Raw genomic sequence first — 19,433 nt, 5'->3', positions numbered from 1 at the left:
AGCGTCGTACTTTTTATGCTCGTTGTGCGTCTGAGCCAGGGTTCTGTGTCTGACTTTAGGCGTCTTGGTCGGGCTGCTCTAGCTGGTCGGGAGGAACGGGATGACGGCGCGGCGGAGACTCACCTGCTTGGCGGGCGCCCCAATAGGTGTTGCGACGTGGCTTCTGTTCGGGATCCTCATGCTCGGGCAGGATCACATGGGGAAGCCCCTCCACGTTGATGACTTTGATCTGCCCAGCGTGGCGCTTGTGATGATCCCCGGTACACATTCCGGCACCGGACCAGACACTGGTTTCGCCGCCCTCGGACCACGGAATCTCGTAATGATCGGTTTCCACTTGATCAGGAGGCGCGGTGCAGTCGGGCACAATGCAGCCGCGATCGCGAGCCATGATCGCTTCGCGAATCGGGCCCTTGTGGTAACGCATCTTGCGCCCCATATCTAAAGGTTGGCTATTGCCGCCGAGCACCAGCGGGATGATGTCCGCTTTGGACAGCAACTGCCGCAGTTCGCCGGGCGGAATGTCCACCCCGTTGGAGGTCATGCCATGAGCATCGGCCAGATTCTGCAAATCTGCTAGCCAGAGGTAAACGATAAACTTAGGAACCACGACTTTTCGTTTTCCGCCCACGTAGGGCGCGGCGAGGAGGGACATGAGCGCGTTGAGCCGCCGTACATTAACGTCGGGACCGGTGGTTGCTGATTCCTGAGTCTCGGTGGAACCGGTCGAATCGGTATCAGCGGTGTCGGCCTCGGGGTCGGAATCGGCCCACGGTGGCATGGGTTCCTCGCTGCGCAGCCAATCTGGTGTGCCATGGTCGTCGGCTGCGGTGTCTGGAACGTCGTGATTGGCATCAGACCCGTTTGCGCCGTCCTGGTTTTTCCCCGTCCGGTCCTGATCGGACTGGCGATCGGCTCGTCCAGCCTGGGTCCGCGGGTTGCCAGCGCGGGCTGCAATGGAACGGATCAGCTGTGCGTCACTCGCGTTGGTGCGTAGCGAAAAACAATGCACCCCATTGACGACCGAGCCAATAAACAGCCCAAGCTTTGGTGGTAGCTTCTTGCCATTGAGGTCTTTGTAGATCTTGATTTCGGCGTTGATCTGCTTGCGAGCTTCCAGCGGCGAAAGCCCGCTCAAGTGCTTGGCAGCGCACGCATCAAGCGTGTTGCCATCGGTACCTCGCGCCACGATTTCGCATTCGGTCCCTTCGAAGGTGGTGTCCGGTGGCTCCAAGCTGTTAAGTTGGCGAGCCACAGACACCACTGCTCGTCGGTTCGTTCTCCCTTGGCTGTAAAGCTGTGCTAGTTCAGGCAGGCGAGGAACGCAAATAGTGCCCTCGGCGGTTCGTCGACCGATCAGCAGGTGGGCGTCGTCGATCCGTTGCTGCGCTTCAAAGTAACTAATACCCGTCCACGCCGCCAGAAGTTCGCCCGCGTTTTTGTAACAGGGACGGCCGGCAATAAAGTGCGGCTCGCCAGCAAAAATCTCGTCGTCGAAACATCCCTCGAAGTCACCCTCAAACACCCCATCCGGCGCGGTAGCCATCGGTGAAGTCGCCGGTGAATTAGGCGGCGCGGCGCGTCTTAGCGCAGCATAAGTTTCCAAGCTCAACGCATGGGCGCCGCTGACCTCGGCGTCCAGGGCGAACGTGAGCTGAGACAGGTGAATTTGCTGGGCGAAGCGCTCCACCAATTCGCCGTGGGCGAGGATCAAGCGCGGATCGCCGGTGCGATGCGCCAGCGACCCTAACGCCGTGAACAAAACAAGCAGTAGGTAACCCACGCGTAGCAGCATCCCGGCGGTGAGCTCCGGCCCGAAAATGAGGCAGGAGCGACACGCGGTGCGTAGTGCGGCGATGAGTGCTGAGCTGTTCATGGGTCCATGATCGAACTCAAAAAACAGCGCGGCTGCGATCGGGCACCGGTTGTGGACAATCAGTGCGGCCCAGAAAATTCAGCTGTGTTCAATCTTGCCCTTCACCGATGCACCCGGGACAGGGCCCAATGCGATAGAATCGCGGTATGAATTGCCAGCACAACCTAGCCTAAGCACGGCCAACAGGCCGTACCCCCGAGTGGAAATTTGGGGGCTTTTGTTATGTCTGGAACCAAAAACAAGTTTTTTCCTATCGGAAATTTTCTGCAAGGCGTGTGAGAAGAGCAGCGTGACATCATCGACGAACGAACCTAGGACCTACGACTTCAAGGACATCGAGTCCAAGTGGCTGCCGGTATGGGACGAGCTAGAAGTGTTCAAGCCCGCCGATGATGGCAGTCGGGAACGTCGCTACGTTTTGGACATGTTCCCTTACCCATCGGGGGACCTGCACATGGGCCACGCGGAAGCGTTTGCCATGGGCGATGTGGTCTCGCGCTACTGGCGCCTGCGCGGTTACGACGTGATGCACCCGATCGGCTGGGACTCCTTCGGCCTGCCAGCAGAAAATGCTGCGATCAAGCGCAACACCCACCCGGCAGAGTGGACCTACAAAAACATCGACACCCAGGCCGCTAGCTTTAAGCGCTATGCCATCTCGGCCGACTGGGATCGTCGAGTACATACTTCCGATCCTGAGTACTACCGCTGGACCCAGTGGCTGTTTAACAAGTTCTACGAAAAGGGCCTTGCCTACCGCAAGGATCACCCGGTGAACTGGTGCCCTAAGGACCAGACGGTGCTCGCCAACGAGCAGGTTGTTAATGGCGCCTGTGAGCGTTGTGGCACCGCGGTGACCAAAAAGAGCCTGAACCAGTGGTACTTCAAGATCACCGACTACGCCGATCGGCTGCTCAACGACATGGAACAGCTCAAGGGCCACTGGCCTGAGCGTGTGCTGTTGATGCAGAAGAACTGGATCGGCCGCTCTGAAGGCGCAGAAGTGACCTTCGAGATCGAAGCCACCGAAGCCAAGGCCGCGGTGAAGATTCCGGTATTCACCACCCGCCCGGACACCCTCTACGGTGCAACCTTCATGGTGGTCGCTGCGGATGCCGATCTGGCCAGTGAACTGGTCACCGATGAGCACCGTGGCGCCCTGGAGGAATACCAGGAGCAGGTTAAGGCGCTGAGCGAAATTGAGCGCCAGTCCACCGAGCGTGAGAAGACCGGTGTGTTCACCGGCCGTTACGGCATCAACCCGCTCTCGGGCGAAAAGCTGCCAATCTGGGCTGCCGACTACGTGCTGGCCGACTACGGCACCGGAGCCATCATGGCGGTTCCTGCGCACGATCAGCGCGACCTGGACTTCGCTCGCACCTTCAACTTGCCGGTGCGTGTAGTTGTTGAAACCGGTTTGGACGATCCGAATGAAACCGGCACCGCCGCCACTGGCGAAGGCCAACTGATCAACTCGGGCGAGCTGTCCGGACTGGGCAAGACCGAAGCCATCAGCAAGGCGATCAGCATCGTGGAAGCTGCCGGTACCGGTAAGCACACGATCAACTTCCGCCTGCGTGACTGGCTGTTGAGCCGCCAGCGTTTCTGGGGTACGCCGATCCCGATCATCCACTGTGCTGATTGTGGCGAGGTCCCGGTTCCCGATGACCAGCTGCCGGTTCGCCTGCCAGATAACCTGCGCGGCGAGCAGTTGGCTCCTAAGGGCACCAGCCCGCTGGCTGCCGTTGAAGAGTGGGTCAACGTGGCCTGCCCTAAGTGTGGCGGCGCAGCCAAGCGCGACACCGACACCATGGATACCTTCGTGGACTCCTCGTGGTACTTCCTGCGCTTTGTCTCCCCGAACTACACCGAGGGACCCTTTGATCCGCAGGCCGTGCGTGACTGGATGCCAGTGGGACAGTACGTCGGTGGTGTTGAGCACGCAATTTTGCACCTGCTCTACTCGCGCTTCTTCACCAAGGTCGTCCATGATCTAGGTCTGATCGACGTCGACGAGCCTTTCAGCGCGCTGCTGAACCAGGGCCAGGTGCTCAACGGTGGCAAGGCGATGAGCAAGTCGCTAGGCAACGGCGTTGACTTGGGCGAACAGCTGGACAAGTTTGGCGTGGACGCAGTGCGTCTGACCATGGTCTTCGCTTCGCCGCCAGAGGACGACGTGGACTGGGCCGACGTATCCCCATCGGGTTCGCAGAAGTTCCTGGCTCGCGCTTGGCGCATCGCCCAGGACACCACCAGCGAAGCCGGCGTGGACTACGCTTCGGGCGACAAGGCCCTGCGCCAGGTCACCCACCGCACCGTGCACGAATCGGCGCAGCTGCTGGATTCGGGCAAGTTCAACGTGGTCATCGCCAAGACGATGGAGCTGGTCAACGCGACCCGCAAGACCATCGACTCCGGTGCCGGCGCAGCGGATCCTGCAGTACGTGAAGCAGCCACCGTAGTTGCTCAGCTGCTGAGCATGTTCGCACCGTACACCGCCGAGGACATGTGGGAAGCCTTGGGTTACGCCCCAAGCGTTGTCACTAGCGCCTGGCCAACCGTTGATCAAAACCTGCTGGTAGATGACACCGTCACCGCCGTCGTGCAGATCAAGGGCAAGGTTCGTGCACGTCTTGAGGTATCGGTAGACATTAGCGAAGATGAACTGCGCGAGCAGGCGCTAGCCCATGAGGCAGTGGTGAAGATGCTTGATGGCAAGGCACCGCTAAAGGTCATTGTGCGTGCGCCGAAACTGGTGAACGTGGTTCCTGCACCGTAGGCTCGGTACATGAACGAACGACAGAAAAGCTCGCGCGCGGGTTGGCTGCCTAAATGGCTGGCCCCGCGCGGGCTTTCGCGTCCGCTGATCGGCATCGTCAGCGATTCTGCCTCCTGCCTTCCGCAGTCTTACCGCGATCGTGCCGGCCTAATTGAAGTCACCGTCCCGATCATCGTGGACAACCACCTGCAGGGTGATGACCCTCAGGCGCTGATGATGGGTCTGGCCATGGGCAAGAGTGTCAAAACCTCGCGCCCGGCACCTGGCGAATTTGCTCGCGCTTACCGCGCCCTGCTTGATGCCGGATGTCATCAAGTGCTCTCCATTCACTTTTCTGGCGCGTTATCCGGAACCGCCGACGCTGCCCGATTGGCCGCAGCAAGTTTTGGCTCTGCGGTGTGCGTGGTGGACTCACAAACCGTGGCCCTGCCGTTGGGATTTGCGTTGGCCGACGTGCTCGACGCCAGAGATGCCGGCGCCCCGCTCGTGGTGCTAAAAACCATTGCCGAACAGTCAACCCTAAACACCGTGTACTTTGCCGTGCCCAGCTTGGAGCAATTGCGCCGCGGTGGCCGGATTAGCGCGCTGTCCTCGGTGCTTGGCAACCTGCTGAACGTCAAACCGATCCTGACCATTGATCAGGGCAGCATCACCGCGCTGGAAAAACCTCGGTCCTTTGCTCGTGCGCAGGCCCGCTTAGTTTGCTTGGCCTTACGCGATGCTCGCGAAGTGGGTAGCAACGCGCGGCTCGGGGTGATGCATTTTGGCGCCGAAGAACTGGCCACCGAAATCGCCACCGAGCTGGCCCCCTTTAGCTGCCAGCCAGTGGTGATCGAGTCCTTGCCCGCGGTCCTCGCCGCGCATACCGGCATGGGTGTGTTGGCTGTGGCCGTCGCAGCGCTTGATCCACAACCGGATAGTGAAGCTGCGGGGCACCGGACGCCCTAACCCATACTGTGGGGCATGGGCCGTCACGATTTTTTCAGCAAGTACGCGCCGCGTCCCGGCCGCCTGCGGTTTGCTGTGTCGCGCGTGGCAGTGCTCGCCCTGGTCATCGTGGTGCTTGGCTGGATCGCGATCTCGATCCTTCTGGCCCCGCCACCGGCTACGCATGAACTAGAAACCGTTCCACTTGACGCCAACCCCACCGCCAGTGGCTCCACCACCTCGACCGCATCCTCAAGTCCTGCTGGTCCTAAAGTCACCGTGCATGTGGTCGGTGCAGTCAAAAAGCCGGGGGTTTACGAGCTGCCTGAAGGCTCGAGGATCACCGATGCGGTGAAAAAAGCTGGCGGCCTGAGCCACAATGCTCATCCGGCACTGGTGAATCTTGCTGCCAAGCTCGTCGACGGCCAGCAAATTATCATGCCCGGCACCGGTGGAGATACCTCCGCTCAACAACTTCCTGCGCCATCCCAAGACGCCAAAGTTTCGATCAATAGTGCGGACTCCGAGGCGCTGCAAGAACTACCTGGCATCGGACCGGCCTTGGCGGAACGGATTATTGAATTCCGCACCAAAAACGGACCGTTTAATACCGTAGAAGAGCTGGACGCGGTGTCCGGAATTGGGCCGGCCATGCTCGAAAAGCTCACGGAATTGGTGGTGCCGTGAATACCGACTTTCGTGGGCTGTGGTTGTTGGCAGGCGCTTGGATGGCCGCCTCTTTCACGATGCCGCCAGCGTTGCTGGTCGCGTTGATCGTTGTCCTCGGTTTGCTGCTGGCTCTGTTGCTGCGCCGGCGACATGACGGTGCGCATTCCACTCCGTGGTTCACCGGACCAATCGTGCTGCTGCTTGGATTGCTTGCCGTAAGTTTTCTCGGTACCACCCATAGCCCGTGCACACTTCCGAGCGGTTCCGAACAGCAACGTCGCGCCATTCTCAGCTTTGAAGATAGCTCGCCTAAACCCGTCGAAGGCGTGTTTAAAGGCAGCGCCAGCATCCAACGCTACTGGCGCGATGATGCGTGGGTGCAATGTGAAGTGCCGGTATACCTCACCGTTGAGTACCCGATGCCAGTGCAGACCGGGGAATTTGAAACCATCGTGAACCTTCAGCCGGCCGACGCTGGAACCTTTGCCTGGTGGGCTCGAGCAACCAGCGAACCCAAGGTGATATCGCTAGCAAAACTAACTGCGGCAGACTACCTGAAGCAGCGATTCACACACTCGCTGCAAGATTTGCCCAGCAACGCTCGTGCCTTGCTTCCGGGCATGCTCTACGGAGACCGCTCGGGGCAAGACGAGGAACTGTCCACCGCGATGAAGACCAGTGGCCTGAGCCACCTGACGGCAGTAAGCGGGTCAAATATTGCATTGCTCGCTGCCATTGTCCTGTCACTGCTCCGGGTGTTCTCGATTGCTCGGATACCTAGCGCCGTACTGATGATTGGTGCGGTGGCGCTGTTCACCTGGTTTGTCGGCCCGGATCCAAGTGTGCTTCGAGCCAGCTTGATGGGCAGCATTGCGGTGCTTTCCTTGCTGGCCGGCAGGGGACAGGTTTCCCTGGGAATCCTTTCGCTCAGTGCAACGATCTTGTTGTTGGTTGACCCCGGGTTAGGCGTGGAACCAGCCTTTGCCCTGTCAGTGTTGGCGACGCTCGGTATCATCATGCTCTCGCCGGCCCTGACCGAAATATTTATTCAGTTCCTTCCGTCCTGGTTAGCCGAGCTCACCGCCATTTGTTGCGCAGCACAGTTCACTTGTCTGCCGGTGATCATCGCCCTGAACTCAAACTTCAGCCTGTATTCGCTACCTACAAACCTGGTGGTCGGTCCATTGCTGCCCTTGATCACTGCGGTTGGCATGGTGTGCCTCTTGCTGTGTACTCCATTGCCGTCCGTCGCACATATTTTGCTATGGGTTCCAGGGCTACCAGCTGAGCTAATTGGCAGAACTGCCCACTTCTCGGCCCAACTTCCTGGCGCAGCTCGGCCCTGGCCAACAGGCCTACCCGGAATCATTCTGGCAATATTCCTAGCCACGGTGCTGTGTATCCTGCTCATCACCGGTCGGGAGACTGAGCAGGTCAGGATCCGCCACGTTTCTTTGGGACTCGCGGGTGCACTGTTGGTCTTTGTCGCAGCACTTGTTCTTCCTGCGACCCTGTTCTACCGCGTTCCCGTGGATTCCGACTGGAACATTGCCATGTGCGACGTTGGTCAGGGTGATGCCCTGGTGATCAATCTAGGCAATCACCAAGGCTGGTTAATAGACGCTGGCCCGCCAGACAGTGGAGTTGTTCAATGCTTGCGACGATTGAACATCAACGAACTACCAACAGTGTTTATCACGCATTCGCACGCTGATCATTTCGGGGGAGTCGTGCAATTGGAGTCATCTGGCATCAAGATCGGTCGCCGGGTGGTTTCGGCCGGATTCGATATTAACAAGTGGCCCGGAGCAGAAGTCATCGCTTCAGGATTCTCGCAGACCTACGGAAGCATCAGTTACCAGGTACTTGGCCCAGATTCCAGAGCGGCAAAAACGGCCGAGCCCAATGACACTTCGCTTGTTATGCGGTTCCATTTTCATCGGGCAACTGGGAACATAGATTTCTTCGCGGCCGGAGATATGGAGACGGAAGCAATGCATCAGCTGTTGCAGAAATTTCCACAGGGTCCGGCTGCAGTTCTTAAGGCGTCCCACCACGGGGCACGAAACGGTGGCACCGAGATCATTGAGGACATTTCTCCTGAGGTGCTGCTCATCTCTGATGGCAAGGACAACTCCTATGGACACCCACATCCCGAAACCCTGAAGGCGGCCCAAGAAGTAGGCGCGAAAGTTTTTAGAACTGACCAGTCAGGTACCGTGCTTCTCACATTTGCGGAGCAAGGTGTTCTGAGTTCCTCCTTAGGTTCACCAGTTCGGTAGGATCAATATATCGACCGAAGTACGAAGGAGCTCGATGGCACGCGCCCAAGCAAACCCCGGAATCTCATGGCGAGATATCACGCCGCAACCGCTAATCTTACTTACCGGTTCCGAAGATTACCTCGCTGCGCGCGCCTTTGAATTGCTCCGCTCCCAAGCTGCACAGCGAGAGGATATTCAAGTCACTCGGCTCGACGCAGCAAAGTACGAGCCAGGCGAACTGCTACTGGCTACCAGCTCCTCGCTGTTCTCCAGCGCCAACTTGGTCGAAGTTCATGAACTGGCTCAGATGAACGAGTACTTCCTCAAGGATGCAACCAACTATCTTAAAGATCAGGCTCCAGAGAACGTACTGATCCTGCATTATTCAGGTGGCACACGCGGTAAGAAGCTCATCGATGCCATCAAGGCAGCAGGCGCGTTGATTGTGAACTGTCAGCCGGTTAAAAAAGACGCCGAGAAAATTGAGTTCGTCCAGTCAGAGTTCAAGGCAGCGAAGCGCAGAATCACCAATGATGCGGTTAAGGCCTTGGTCTCTGCGGTTGGTAACTCATTGGCAGAGCTTGGATCGAGCTGTTCTCAGCTGATTCAGGATACGACTGGCACCATTGACCAGGACATCGTGGATCGTTACTACGGCGGTCGTGTGGAAGCGACGGCGTTTAAAGTCGCCGATGCTGCGATCTCCGGTAATGCTCAAGCCGCACTGCGCACTCTGCGCCATTCGCTGGGCACGGGAACGGATCCGATCCCCATTGTGGCGACGCTGGCGATGAAGGTTCGCCAGCTGGCCAAAGTGCTCGGCGTGAATGAGCCTGCTGCGACCTTGGCCTCTGAGCTAGGTATGGCTCCTTGGCAGGTTCAACAGGCACAACAGCAAGCTCGTGGTTGGAAACGTAGCGATCTTGCTCTGTGCATTGAAGAAATCGCCAACACTGATCGAATGGTCAAGGGTGGAAGTCGCTCGCCGGGTTACGCGTTGGAACACGCCATTATGTTCATCGCAGGCAAAGCACCCAACCGCTAAAACGTAGAACTACCTATCTAACTTTCGCTTCACCTCTTGAGGCGCTCCCGGTAGGTTTGATGACTTTTCTGCGCCCGGTAGCGGACGTTAGGGGAGCGGTAGCTAAACAAGACAGGTTAAAAAGACTGGCCCCTCGAAACTCGGAAGTTTCGAGGGGCCAGCTGAAGTCTAAGCGTGGCTTAGAGGGCGCTAACCTTCTTGGCAATTGCCGACTTGCGGTTTGCAGCGTTGTTCTTGTGCAGAACACCCTTGCTAACAGCCTTGTCGAGCTTCTTGCCAGCCAGGCGCAATGCCTCGGTTGCCTTTTCCTTGTCACCGGAGACTACTGCCTCGTTGACGTTACGGATTACGGTCTTTACTTCCGAGCGGACAGCTACGTTACGCAGACGTGCCTTCTCGTTGGTAAGGATGCGCTTCTTCTGGGACTTGATGTTTGCCACTTTAATAAACTCTCTCGTTTATCGCGAAATACGGTCGGTAGAGGGTTCATCCTTCAGGCCATCGACTGAGCGGTGTGGGGCACCTATGGCGACCCGAAGGGGGCGTGTCGCCCAACCTGCGCGACACACAAGGATTAACTTTACCAGAAGTACAGCTTCACAACGAGTACTTAGCCACGTTCGTTTAGGGCGTTCCCCACAATGGTGAATCGTTCCTTGTCCAAGATTGCGCCTTCGCGACGAATCGACTGATCCTTCAAACGAATGATGCGATCAAGCTTCACTTCACTTGGGCGCTGTTCACGATCCCAATCGCCGGTTCCGATGTCGAGGTAGTCAGGGTCCTGTCGGCCCGAGTTGTTCCTGTCTTTGCTGGTGAGCATCAGGCCTAAGAGCCATCCGCCATCGCGTCCGACGATCAGCACTGGGCGATCCTTACCTTGCGAGTAGTCCTCTTCATAAGGAACCCAACCCCACACGATCTCGCCTGGATCGGCGTTGCCGTCCATCGATGGCTGGTACTCGTAATTGATTGTGCCTCGGTAGTCACCGGGGTAACTGCCGGCAATTGCCGCGCCACCATTTTGGTTGCGTGGCGTTGTGGTGGTGTGGTTGCTGCGTGAGCCGGAATTCGAGTTGCTATTGCTTCCTGAGGTACGTGCGCGAGTCCTATTGATCTGCTTGATCACGCGCATTACAAGACGGAGTATTTTCTCTGGATTCAGTGCCATGAACGACAAACTACCAGCTGTGGAACGTCGAAATACGTGATGACTCGGAAATCATGACAGAATGGAAGCTAATCCAACTACGTCTTTTAGTCAGCTAGTGAGGTCTGTTTAGGTGTCTCCATTGGCCCGCGCCGCTCAGGTGCCTGCCGCGACCGATCCGTCGCTTATCCGCAACTTCTGCATCATCGCCCATATCGATCACGGTAAGTCGACCTTGGCCGACCGTATGTTGCAGTTGACCGGCGTTGTCTCGGCCCGCGACATGAAGGCCCAATATCTGGATCGTATGGATATTGAGCGCGAGCGCGGCATCACCATCAAGTCCCAGGCTGTTCGCATGCCATGGGAGTCCGAAGATGGGACCGCTTACGCGCTGAACATGATCGACACTCCAGGGCACGTTGACTTCACTTATGAAGTTTCGCGCTCCTTGGCTGCCTGCGAAGGTGCCATCCTGCTTGTTGACGCAGCTCAGGGTATCGAAGCCCAGACGCTGGCGAACTTGTACCTGGCCATCGAAGGCGACTTGGCGATCATTCCGGTGCTCAACAAGATCGATCTACCTAACGCGCAGCCTGAAAAGTACGCTGCCGAACTGGCCAACCTCATTGGTTGCGAGCCAGAGGACGTACTGAAGGTTTCTGGCAAGACCGGCGAAGGCGTCGAGGCATTGCTCGACGAAGTGATCAAGCAGCTTCCACCTCCGGTGGGCGATGCAAATGCTCCAGCTCGGGCCATGATTTTCGATTCCGTTTATGACACCTATCGTGGCGTGGTTACTTACGTCCGAGTGGTTGATGGCAACCTTTCTCCTCGCGAGAAAATCCAGATGATGTCCACCGGCACCACCCACGAGCTGTTGGAGATTGGTGTTTCTTCACCAAATCCTGAGCCAACCAAGGGTTTGGGTGTTGGTGAAGTAGGTTATCTGATCACCGGTGTGAAGGACGTTCGCTTGTCCAAGGTTGGCGATACCGTCACCAACTTCCACAAGCCGGCCGCGACTTCCCTCGGCGGTTATGACGAAGCCAAGCCAATGGTTTTCTCGGGCCTGTACCCAATGGACGGTACCGATTACCCGGTACTGCGCGACGCACTAGATAAGTTGCAGCTCAACGATGCTGCGCTGACCTACGAGCCAGAGACCTCCGTCGCGCTGGGCTTCGGCTTCCGCGTCGGCTTCTTGGGGCTGCTGCACTTGGAAATCACCCGCCAGCGACTTGAAAATGAATTCAATCTGGACCTGATCTCCACCGCACCCAACGTGGTGTACGAGGTCATGGGCGATGACAAGCAACTGATCACCGTGACCAACCCTTCGGAATTCCCTGATGGAAAGATCTTGGAAGTCCGCGAGCCGATGGTCGCAGCGACTATTTTGGCACCCAGCGAGTTCATCGGTTCGGTTATGGAATTGTGCCAGTCTCGCCGTGGCACCATGCGCGGTATGGACTACCTTTCTGAAGACCGCGTTGAAATGCGCTACCACCTGCCCCTGGCAGAGATCGTGTTCGACTTCTTCGACCAGCTCAAGTCCAAGACCCGTGGCTACGCGTCACTGGACTGGAAGGCTGACGGAGAGCAGGTCGCCGATCTGGTGAAGGTCGATATCTTGTTGCAGGGCGATCAGGTGGATGCATTCTCCGCTATTACGCACCGCGACAAGGCCTACGCGTACGGCACCATGATGACTTCAAAACTGCGTGAGCTCATTCCTCGCCAGCAGTTCGAAGTACCGATCCAGGCCGCAATCGGTTCGCGCATTATTGCCCGTGAGAGCATCCGCGCTATTCGTAAGGACGTTCTGGCCAAGTGCTACGGCGGCGACATCAGCCGTAAGCGCAAGCTGCTCGAAAAGCAGAAGGAAGGCAAGAAGCGTATGAAGATGGTTGGCCGTGTGGAAGTTCCACAGGAAGCCTTCATCGCCGCTTTGTCCACCGACGAACCGAAAAAGAAGTAAATGCCTTCAGTTTTACCTGACGGCGATCCGGCTCCGGCCGATGGTCTGCTCCCCGCCTCATGTGCTCATGGGGCGCAGGAGCGGACCATGTCCTTTTACGTGCACATTCCGTTTTGCACGGTTCGTTGCGGATACTGCGACTTTAATACCTATACCGCCACCGAACTCGGTTCTGGCTCTAGCCAAGCAACCTACGCTGCGACCGTGGGCAAAGAAATCAGTTTTGCTCGTGAAGTGATGGACCGTTCCGGCCAGCCTCACCGCGAGATCGAAACGGTATTTTTTGGCGGCGGCACACCAACCTTGTTGCCAGCGAGCGATTTGGTTTCGGTACTCGCACAGATCCGCAACGATTTTGGTCTGAAGCCGGGCGCAGAAGTCACCACCGAAGCTAACCCAGACTCGGTGACGCGTGAAAGCCTGCAGGAGCTTGCCGACGGCGGCTTCACCCGCGTGTCCTTCGGCATGCAGTCCGCAGTTCCTCATGTACTCAAGGTCCTTGAACGCACCCACGACCCAAAGCGTGTGCCTCAAGCTGTTGCTTGGGCTCGTGAAGCCGGTCTAGATGTGAGTGTTGATCTGATCTATGGAACTCCGGGGGAGTCCTTGGAGGATTGGCGCACCAGCATCGAGGCAGCACTGAGCTACGAGCCAGATCATATTTCGGCTTATGCGCTGATCATCGAAGAAGGAACCAAACTTGCGGCGCAGATTCGTCGCGGGCAAGTACCTAATATTGACGACGATGACCACGCAGAGAAGTACCAAATGGCCGATGACATGTTCGCGGCCGCCGGTTTCTCTTGGTACGAGGTCAGTAACTGGGCTAAAACGCCAGCCAATGCATGCCAGCACAACATCGCCTATTGGACGGGCGGTGACTGGTGGGGAGCAGGCCCTGGCGCTCACTCCCATGTTGGCGGTCTGCGTTGGTGGAACGTGAAGCATCCTGCGGCCTATCAGCAGCGCATGGATGCAGGGATCTCTCCAGGCCACGGTCGAGAGTACCCTGATGCCGATGCAGTTCAGCTAGAACGCACCATGCTGCTGACGCGCCTGAGTTCCGGTATGCAGATCAGCGATCTAGATGAAGTTGGCCGCAAAAAGATTGCTGGCTTGATCGCGGACTCACTGATCGATCCTAAGGCTGCCTTTGGCGGAACTTTGGTGTTAACGCAAAGAGGCCGGCTATTAGCCGACCTCGTAGTGCGCGAACTTCTCGATTTCTAAATCTGCAAAGTTCTACTTCATCAAGCGCAAGTTGTACTTGTAACGGTAAGGGTTGCCCTTGTTGGCTTGGATTCCCGCAAGGGCACCCGAAACCGTCATGAATACCCAAAGCGCTACGGCCAGTACAGAGAAGACCCAGCCAACAATCGGCACGATGGTCAGCACGTTTAACACGATAGCCAGAACGGTCAGCGGCAAGGTGAAGTTGAATGCTTCCTTGGATTCCTGAGCGGTAAACGCACCACGATCCCGGAACACAGCGAAGATAATAGCAGCCGGGATGCAGCCAAGAACTGCGCCGAAGTGAGCCATCGTTGACCACAGACGATCCTCAGTGGGAGTCAATGGCTGCGCAGAAGTTTGAGAGCCCTCAAAGCGGGAGTCATCCGAAGACTGCGTCTGGCGTGAAGTCACTATTATTCCTTGCTGTGGGGTTGTTGGTCATACCAATCATAGCCGGGTCTGCGCCGCAGGCTGGGAGTTTACGACGTGCTAATCCAACTATTAGTTATTTGTAAGGTAACCGTAATCTTCGGTGGTGAGGAAATCGATTAGTTCTTCAATCCTGCCCAACAGTTGAGGCTCTAGCTGCCCATAGTGTGAAACCGTCGACAAGATCCGCTGCCAACCAATGCCGATGTCCTCGGCAGTTTCGTGAGGCCAGCCGAAGGCCTTGAGGATACCGGTCTTCCAATCGGTACCCTTCGGGATCACCGGCCACGCTTTGATCCCCAACGTGGCGGGTTTGATCGCTTGCCACACATCGATGTAGGGGTGGCCGAGAATCAAAACGTTATTTGCTGCGCCGGGAACTTTTAGCGCTTCCGCCACAATGTGGGACTCTTTGGAACCGGCCACGAGGTGATCCACGAGGATACCAAGGCGACGTTCGGGGGATGGGGCGAAGTCACGGATCGCACCGGCTAGATCGTCCACACCATGCAGAGGCTCAACAACGATGCCTTCAACACGTAAGTCGTGGCCCCAAACCTTTTCAACCAGTTCCGCATCGTGTTTACCTTCAACCCAAATCCGACTGGCACGAGCCGCTCTTGCCTTGAGCCCGGACACGGCTCGGGAGCCAGAAGCGGAAACCAGGTTTTTAGGTGCGGCCACTTTTGCTACCGGGTCAATCATCTCCACGGGTTCGCCCTCAAGGAAAAAGCCAAACCCTGCTTGGAATGAGCGAGACTTGCCGTGGCGGTCCTCCAAAACAATGATTCGCATGCCACCAGATTTTTCGGTGCGTATGACTTCACCCACCCAGCCGGAAGAGACATCTTCGAGAATCATGCCCAGTTCAATGGGGACCTGGCGGAGTTTTTTGGGTGCTGGTGCACTCAGATCTTGCGGTCCCCAGGAGTAATTTGCCACGTACGGCCTTTCGCTGTGATCGAATACGCTCAAAAACCAATGCTAGCAACCGTTGAACGTATTAGACTTGGCACTTGACAGGTTAGAGTGCCAAACCCTTCACATGGGGATTGTTAGGAGGTGCTGTGGTGAGTGAGCTAAGGTGTTTGGATGTTCTGCGAGCAATCGTAGAAGACTACGTCCAATCCCGGGAGCCAGTTGGCTCCAAGGCGCTGCTCGACCGGCACAACCTCGGCGTCAGCGCAGCGACCATCAGAAATGACATGGCGTTGCTGGAAGAGGAGGGGCTGATTGCTGCCCCGCATACCTCTTCGGGACGCATCCCCACCGAAAAGGGCTACCGGCGTTTTGTGGACGAGATCGGCGAACTTAAACCGCTCTCTCGGGCTGAACGCGATGCGATCAACAAGATCCTCGATAGTTCCAATGACCTCGACGAGATGCTCAAGAGCACCGTTCGGTTATTGGCCCGGTTAACTAACCAGGTCGCGATGATCCAGGTGCCGCACTACGACATGGCTTCGCTGAAAAATCTTGAACTAGTTGCCTTGGGCAGTGCTCAGGTATTGATGGTCATGATCGCGTCCAATGGGACCGTGGATCAGCGAATGCTGGCTGTGTCGCGAGTGTACTCGGAGACTGAACTGGCCGATTTGAAGCTGTGGTTATTGAACAGCTTCGAGGGTGTGCAACTGGCAGAGTTGCGTGGAAGGCTAACCCGTGCAGGGCTTAGCGCCCAGCAACAGTCGGATCCATTGGTGGACAGCGTTTTGCTTGCGTTGGAGGAAATGGCTCAAGCTGCCAATACTCAACGCATCATCATGTCGGGAACGGCAAATCTGGCCCGAGTGGAAGGCGACTTCCCGCTGAGCATCACCCCAGTGCTTGAAGCGCTGGAGGAACAAGTAGTGTTACTTAAATTGTTCTCTGAGCTAGAAGCCGATTCTCGTGGTGTGGCCGTAGCCATCGGCACCGAACACCACTATGGTCAGCTCTCTGAGGCCGCGGTTATTGCTACTACTTATGGTTCGGACGTGCGCAACAAGCTTGGAGTGCTCGGCCCAACCAGAATGAACTATCCGACCTCGATGGCCTCGGTGCGGGCTGTAGCCCGTTACCTGTCGAAGATTTTGGCGAACTAACAACGCTGGTATCACACCCAGCATTTTTTGAATTTTGCATTTTTAGGAAAGGACACGGCGAACAACGTGAGCTCGCATTACGAGACCTTGGGCGTTGCCAAGGACGCGACCCCGCAGGAAATCAAGAGTGCCTACCGCAAGCTGGCACGTAAGCTACACCCGGACGTGAACCCAAGCGCGGATGCCTCCGAGCAGTTTAAAGCTGTGACGCACGCCTACGAGGTCCTTTCTGACCAGACCAAGCGTTCGAACTACGATTCGACCGGAGATGAAAACGGTAATGGCCACCCAGGCTTTGGTGGTGGCGGCGGACAGGGCTTCGGCGGATTCGGCGACATCTTTGAACAGTTCTTCGGTGGCGGACAGGCCCAAGGCCCAGCATCGCGCACCCAGCCAGGCCGAGACGCACTGATCACCATCACCATCGATCTGGAAGATGCGGTCAAGGGCACCGTGTACCCATTGGAGATGGAAACCGCGGTCACCTGCAAGACCTGCAACGGCTCTTGCACCCGCGAGGGAACCAGCCCGGTCACCTGCGACATCTGCCATGGTGCCGGTCAGGTTCAGCGCCCAGTGCGTTCCTTCCTGGGCCAAATGATGACGGTGGAAACCTGTGCTGCTTGCCGCGGCTTCGGTACCACCATCCCGGACCCTTGCTTGGAGTGCAACGGCGAAGGCCGCGTTCGCGAACACGTTTCGAAGTCGCTGAACGTTCCTGCCGGCGTGGATTCGGGAACTCGTATCCAGCTGCGTGGACAGGGTGAAGCTGGCCCGGGCGGTGGCCCGAACGGCAACCTGTTTGTTGAGATCGATGTACGACGCCACAAGATCTTCGAGCGAGCACAGAGTGATCTTCACGCCAAGATCACCATGCCAATGACCGCGGCAGCACTCGGTTCAGAACTGAAGCTGGAAACCTTTGATGGCGAACAGCCGATCAATGTTGACTCCGGTGCACAAGACGGCGACACCATCACCCTTCCAGGTCTTGGTGTTCCTCGTCTACGCGGTGGCAAGCGCGGCGATATCATCGTCCACCTGCAGGTAGAAACGCCAACCAAGCTTGACGCTGCCCAGCGCGACTTGCTCGAACAGCTGGCAAAGCTGCGCGGTGAGGAAATGAGCGCAGGACGTGTTGAGCACTCCGGCGGCATGTTCTCGCGTCTGCGTGACAAGCTGAACCAGCGCTAAAGATGAGCAACCACAGCTTTGTCATCGACGCTGATCTGGCACAAAACGCGGTGCCCGGTGACACTTTGGAACTCACCGGACCCGAAGCCCACCATGCGGTGACCGTCAAGAGGGTCACCGCCGGTGAACAGCTGGACCTGCTTGACGGGCGCGGTCTGCGCTTAAGCGTAGAAGTCCAGACCACGGGTAAAGATTTCCTCAGCGCTACGGTAGTCAGCAGATCTCAAGAGGCCACCAGCGATCACCCGGTGACCCTGGTGCAGGCTCTGTCCAAGGGGGATCGTGACTTGCAGGCCGTTGAATCGGCCGTGGAGCTTGGTGTGCTGGCGGTTCGCCCGTGGCAAGCTGATCGATCCATCGTGCGGTGGAATGCGGCAAAGGCCGAGAAGGCCTTAGCTAAGTGGCAAGCCCAGGTCCGTTCGGCACAGAAGCAATCACGGCGCGCCTTCGAGCCTGAGGTCTTGTCGCTGGCTAGCTCTAAGGAGCTGGCTAAGAATATCGCTGCTGAAACCAGCGCTGGTGCTCTCGTGTTGGTTTTGCACGAACAGGCGGAGCAGTCGGTAGCAGTTCATGTGTCCAAGTGGCAGGAAACTGCGCAGCCAGGCCAAAAGGTGCTGATGATTGTCGGGCCAGAAGGTGGCATCTCGGACACCGAGTTGCAGGCCTTCGTGGAAGCTGGGGCCCACGCGGCTTTGCTGGGGCAGCACGTACTTCGTGCCTCCACAGCTGGGCCGGCAGCGTTGGTGCTTATTCGGCATTTACTCGGCGAAATCTAGGTCAAAAAAATTATCGCGAGTACCAACAGGTACTCGCGATATTTTTTTGCTAGGTCAAGTTATTTCAAGCCAAAGATGGTTCGGTCCTACTTGACGGTGAATTCGCTGGACACTTCGCCAACTTTGTCGTCCGAACCGGATTCCATGCCCCAGAAATTGAGTTTGTAAGAGCCAGCCGAAAGCCGTTCAACAATACTAAATGACCCATCCTTTTGGATCTTTCCGGCGATGACCTGCTTTTGCGCAGTGATCACGGTGAGCTTTGAGTCGGCGTCCTTTTTCTGAAGCGAATAGAACGTACCGATATCAAACTTTGTGGTGCGACCGTTGATCGTGACCTTTTCGTCTTCCAGACTGGTGCCGAACTGTGGGTCGATCACCCAGATTGGTGCCATGAATTTGGCATTGCGTTCATAAACGTCTTTGAGGCGATGCCCACCAAAAACGTTGGCGTTCGGCTTGCCATCAACAAGGATTTTCACCGTCGCCGGTGTTTCTCCTACGAGGAGTCCGGAGCTGGCCGCGGCCGCCGTTGCGGTAAAGACCAACTGCTGGATGGAGCGTTCAGACAAACCCTCGTCCAGGTGGGCGTTGAAGACCTTCGCCGGCAAATCTAAGGTGATGACATTGGTATTGCTGATCGATACACCGACCTCATCTGAGGGCTTCATCAGGGTGTATCGGTGGGGACCAGCGGGATCGGCCGAGAGCAAGGTCCAGATCGCATCACCGATCGGCTCGTTATGCCGAGTGTCATCCATGTACTCGCGGTACAAGAACACGCCGGACTTTGTATTTTCTAACCAGTAGACCGGTAAACGAGTCAGTACGTCCATCTGTTCATTGGCGTCGGTGGATACCGGCAGATTCAGTGAGTCCGAGCTCGCACTGGCAGGCATCTCAAAAGAACTCTCACGATTCGCCAGACCGCAACCAGCGGCGACGACGAGAGCTGCAGTGATTCCAAGAATGCCGATCCGGCGTGGAATCTTCTGCGTGAACTTTGACTGCACTACGTATCAATCC

The 19,433-nt window shown here is 57.2% G+C and carries 16 protein-coding genes; 10 read left to right on the top strand and 6 right to left on the bottom strand.

From position 1 onward, the window contains the following. Nucleotides 1-55: 55 nt before the first annotated feature. Nucleotides 56-1,876, bottom strand: a complete 1,821-nt coding sequence (locus tag ACT3RW_RS08130) for a hypothetical protein (protein WP_444613404.1) — start codon at nt 1,874-1,876, stop codon at nt 56-58. A gap of 289 nt (nt 1,877-2,165) precedes the next feature. On the opposite strand from ACT3RW_RS08130, the gene leuS reads away from it, so the two are divergent. The 5 genes from leuS to holA are packed head-to-tail and all read left to right on the top strand — an operon-like array spanning nt 2,166 to nt 9,560. Continuing rightward, nucleotides 2,166-4,655 (top strand): leucine--tRNA ligase, encoded by a 2,490-nt coding sequence (gene leuS, locus ACT3RW_RS08125; RefSeq protein WP_444613403.1) that lies wholly within the window; start codon nt 2,166-2,168, stop codon nt 4,653-4,655. A 9-nt stretch (nt 4,656-4,664) separates the two neighbouring features. Next, a complete protein-coding gene (locus ACT3RW_RS08120) occupies nt 4,665-5,603 on the top strand; it encodes a DegV family protein (protein WP_444613402.1) in 939 nt (312 codons plus the stop codon). Between the two features lie 15 nt (nt 5,604-5,618). After that, a complete protein-coding gene (locus ACT3RW_RS08115) occupies nt 5,619-6,269 on the top strand; it encodes a helix-hairpin-helix domain-containing protein (RefSeq protein WP_444613401.1) in 651 nt (216 codons plus the stop codon). Next, a complete protein-coding gene (locus ACT3RW_RS08110; protein ID WP_444613400.1) occupies nt 6,266-8,533 on the top strand; it encodes a ComEC/Rec2 family competence protein in 2,268 nt (755 codons plus the stop codon). The genes ACT3RW_RS08115 and ACT3RW_RS08110 overlap by 4 nt, the downstream gene beginning before the upstream one ends. A 34-nt stretch (nt 8,534-8,567) precedes the next feature. Further along, on the top strand, nt 8,568-9,560 hold the full coding sequence (gene holA / locus ACT3RW_RS08105; protein ID WP_131088237.1) for a DNA polymerase III subunit delta: 993 nt from the start codon (nt 8,568-8,570) through the stop codon (nt 9,558-9,560). 179 nt (nt 9,561-9,739) lie between these two features. Here holA and rpsT read toward each other — a convergent pair whose 3' ends face one another. Together rpsT and ACT3RW_RS08095 are read right to left on the bottom strand one after the other, a co-directional pair. Beyond that, on the bottom strand, nt 9,740-10,000 hold the full coding sequence (gene rpsT, locus ACT3RW_RS08100) for a 30S ribosomal protein S20 (protein WP_131088236.1): 261 nt from the start codon (nt 9,998-10,000) through the stop codon (nt 9,740-9,742). 170 nt (nt 10,001-10,170) lie between these two features. After that, a complete protein-coding gene (locus ACT3RW_RS08095; protein ID WP_444613399.1) occupies nt 10,171-10,731 on the bottom strand; it encodes a type II toxin-antitoxin system PemK/MazF family toxin in 561 nt (186 codons plus the stop codon). 112 nt (nt 10,732-10,843) lie between these two features. On the opposite strand from ACT3RW_RS08095, the gene lepA reads away from it, so the two are divergent. Together lepA and hemW are read left to right on the top strand one after the other, a co-directional pair. Continuing rightward, on the top strand, nt 10,844-12,691 hold the full coding sequence (gene lepA / locus ACT3RW_RS08090; RefSeq protein ID WP_131088234.1) for a translation elongation factor 4: 1,848 nt from the start codon (nt 10,844-10,846) through the stop codon (nt 12,689-12,691). After that, nucleotides 12,692-13,921 carry a radical SAM family heme chaperone HemW gene (hemW, locus tag ACT3RW_RS08085; RefSeq protein WP_444613398.1) on the top strand — a complete coding sequence of 410 codons (1,230 nt, stop codon included), beginning with the start codon at nt 12,692-12,694 and terminating at the stop codon, nt 13,919-13,921. Nucleotides 13,922-13,933: 12 nt separating this feature from the next. Here hemW and ACT3RW_RS08080 read toward each other — a convergent pair whose 3' ends face one another. Then, a complete protein-coding gene (locus ACT3RW_RS08080; protein ID WP_131088232.1) occupies nt 13,934-14,335 on the bottom strand; it encodes a DUF4870 domain-containing protein in 402 nt (133 codons plus the stop codon). Between the two features lie 90 nt (nt 14,336-14,425). Beyond that, nucleotides 14,426-15,295 (bottom strand): DUF3097 domain-containing protein, encoded by an 870-nt coding sequence (locus tag ACT3RW_RS08075; RefSeq protein WP_444613397.1) that lies wholly within the window; start codon nt 15,293-15,295, stop codon nt 14,426-14,428. Between the two features lie 128 nt (nt 15,296-15,423). Between ACT3RW_RS08075 and hrcA the strand changes: the two genes are divergently transcribed. The 3 genes from hrcA to ACT3RW_RS08060 all read left to right on the top strand — a co-directional run bounded on the left by hrcA (nt 15,424) and on the right by ACT3RW_RS08060 (nt 18,407). Further along, nucleotides 15,424-16,437 carry a heat-inducible transcriptional repressor HrcA gene (gene hrcA, locus ACT3RW_RS08070; protein WP_444613396.1) on the top strand — a complete coding sequence of 338 codons (1,014 nt, stop codon included), beginning with the start codon at nt 15,424-15,426 and terminating at the stop codon, nt 16,435-16,437. Between the two features lie 66 nt (nt 16,438-16,503). Continuing rightward, entirely contained in the window at nt 16,504-17,631 is a 1,128-nt protein-coding gene (gene dnaJ, locus ACT3RW_RS08065; RefSeq protein ID WP_131088229.1) for a molecular chaperone DnaJ, read from the top strand. 2 nt (nt 17,632-17,633) lie between these two features. Then, complete coding sequence (locus ACT3RW_RS08060) at nt 17,634-18,407, top strand: 16S rRNA (uracil(1498)-N(3))-methyltransferase (RefSeq protein WP_444613395.1); 774 nt, start codon at nt 17,634-17,636, stop codon at nt 18,405-18,407. Between the two features lie 86 nt (nt 18,408-18,493). Here the strand turns inward: ACT3RW_RS08060 and ACT3RW_RS08055 are convergent, their stop codons facing one another. Beyond that, entirely contained in the window at nt 18,494-19,420 is a 927-nt protein-coding gene (locus tag ACT3RW_RS08055; protein ID WP_444613394.1) for a GerMN domain-containing protein, read from the bottom strand. Between the last annotated feature and the right edge of the window lie 13 nt (nt 19,421-19,433).

Origin of the sequence: Glutamicibacter sp. AOP5-A2-18, assembly GCF_052446055.1 — a bacterium.
Taxonomy (GTDB): Bacteria; Actinomycetota; Actinomycetes; order Actinomycetales; family Micrococcaceae; genus Glutamicibacter.
Note: the sequence above shows the minus strand (reverse complement) of the source record. Positions and strands in the feature narration are given on the sequence as shown.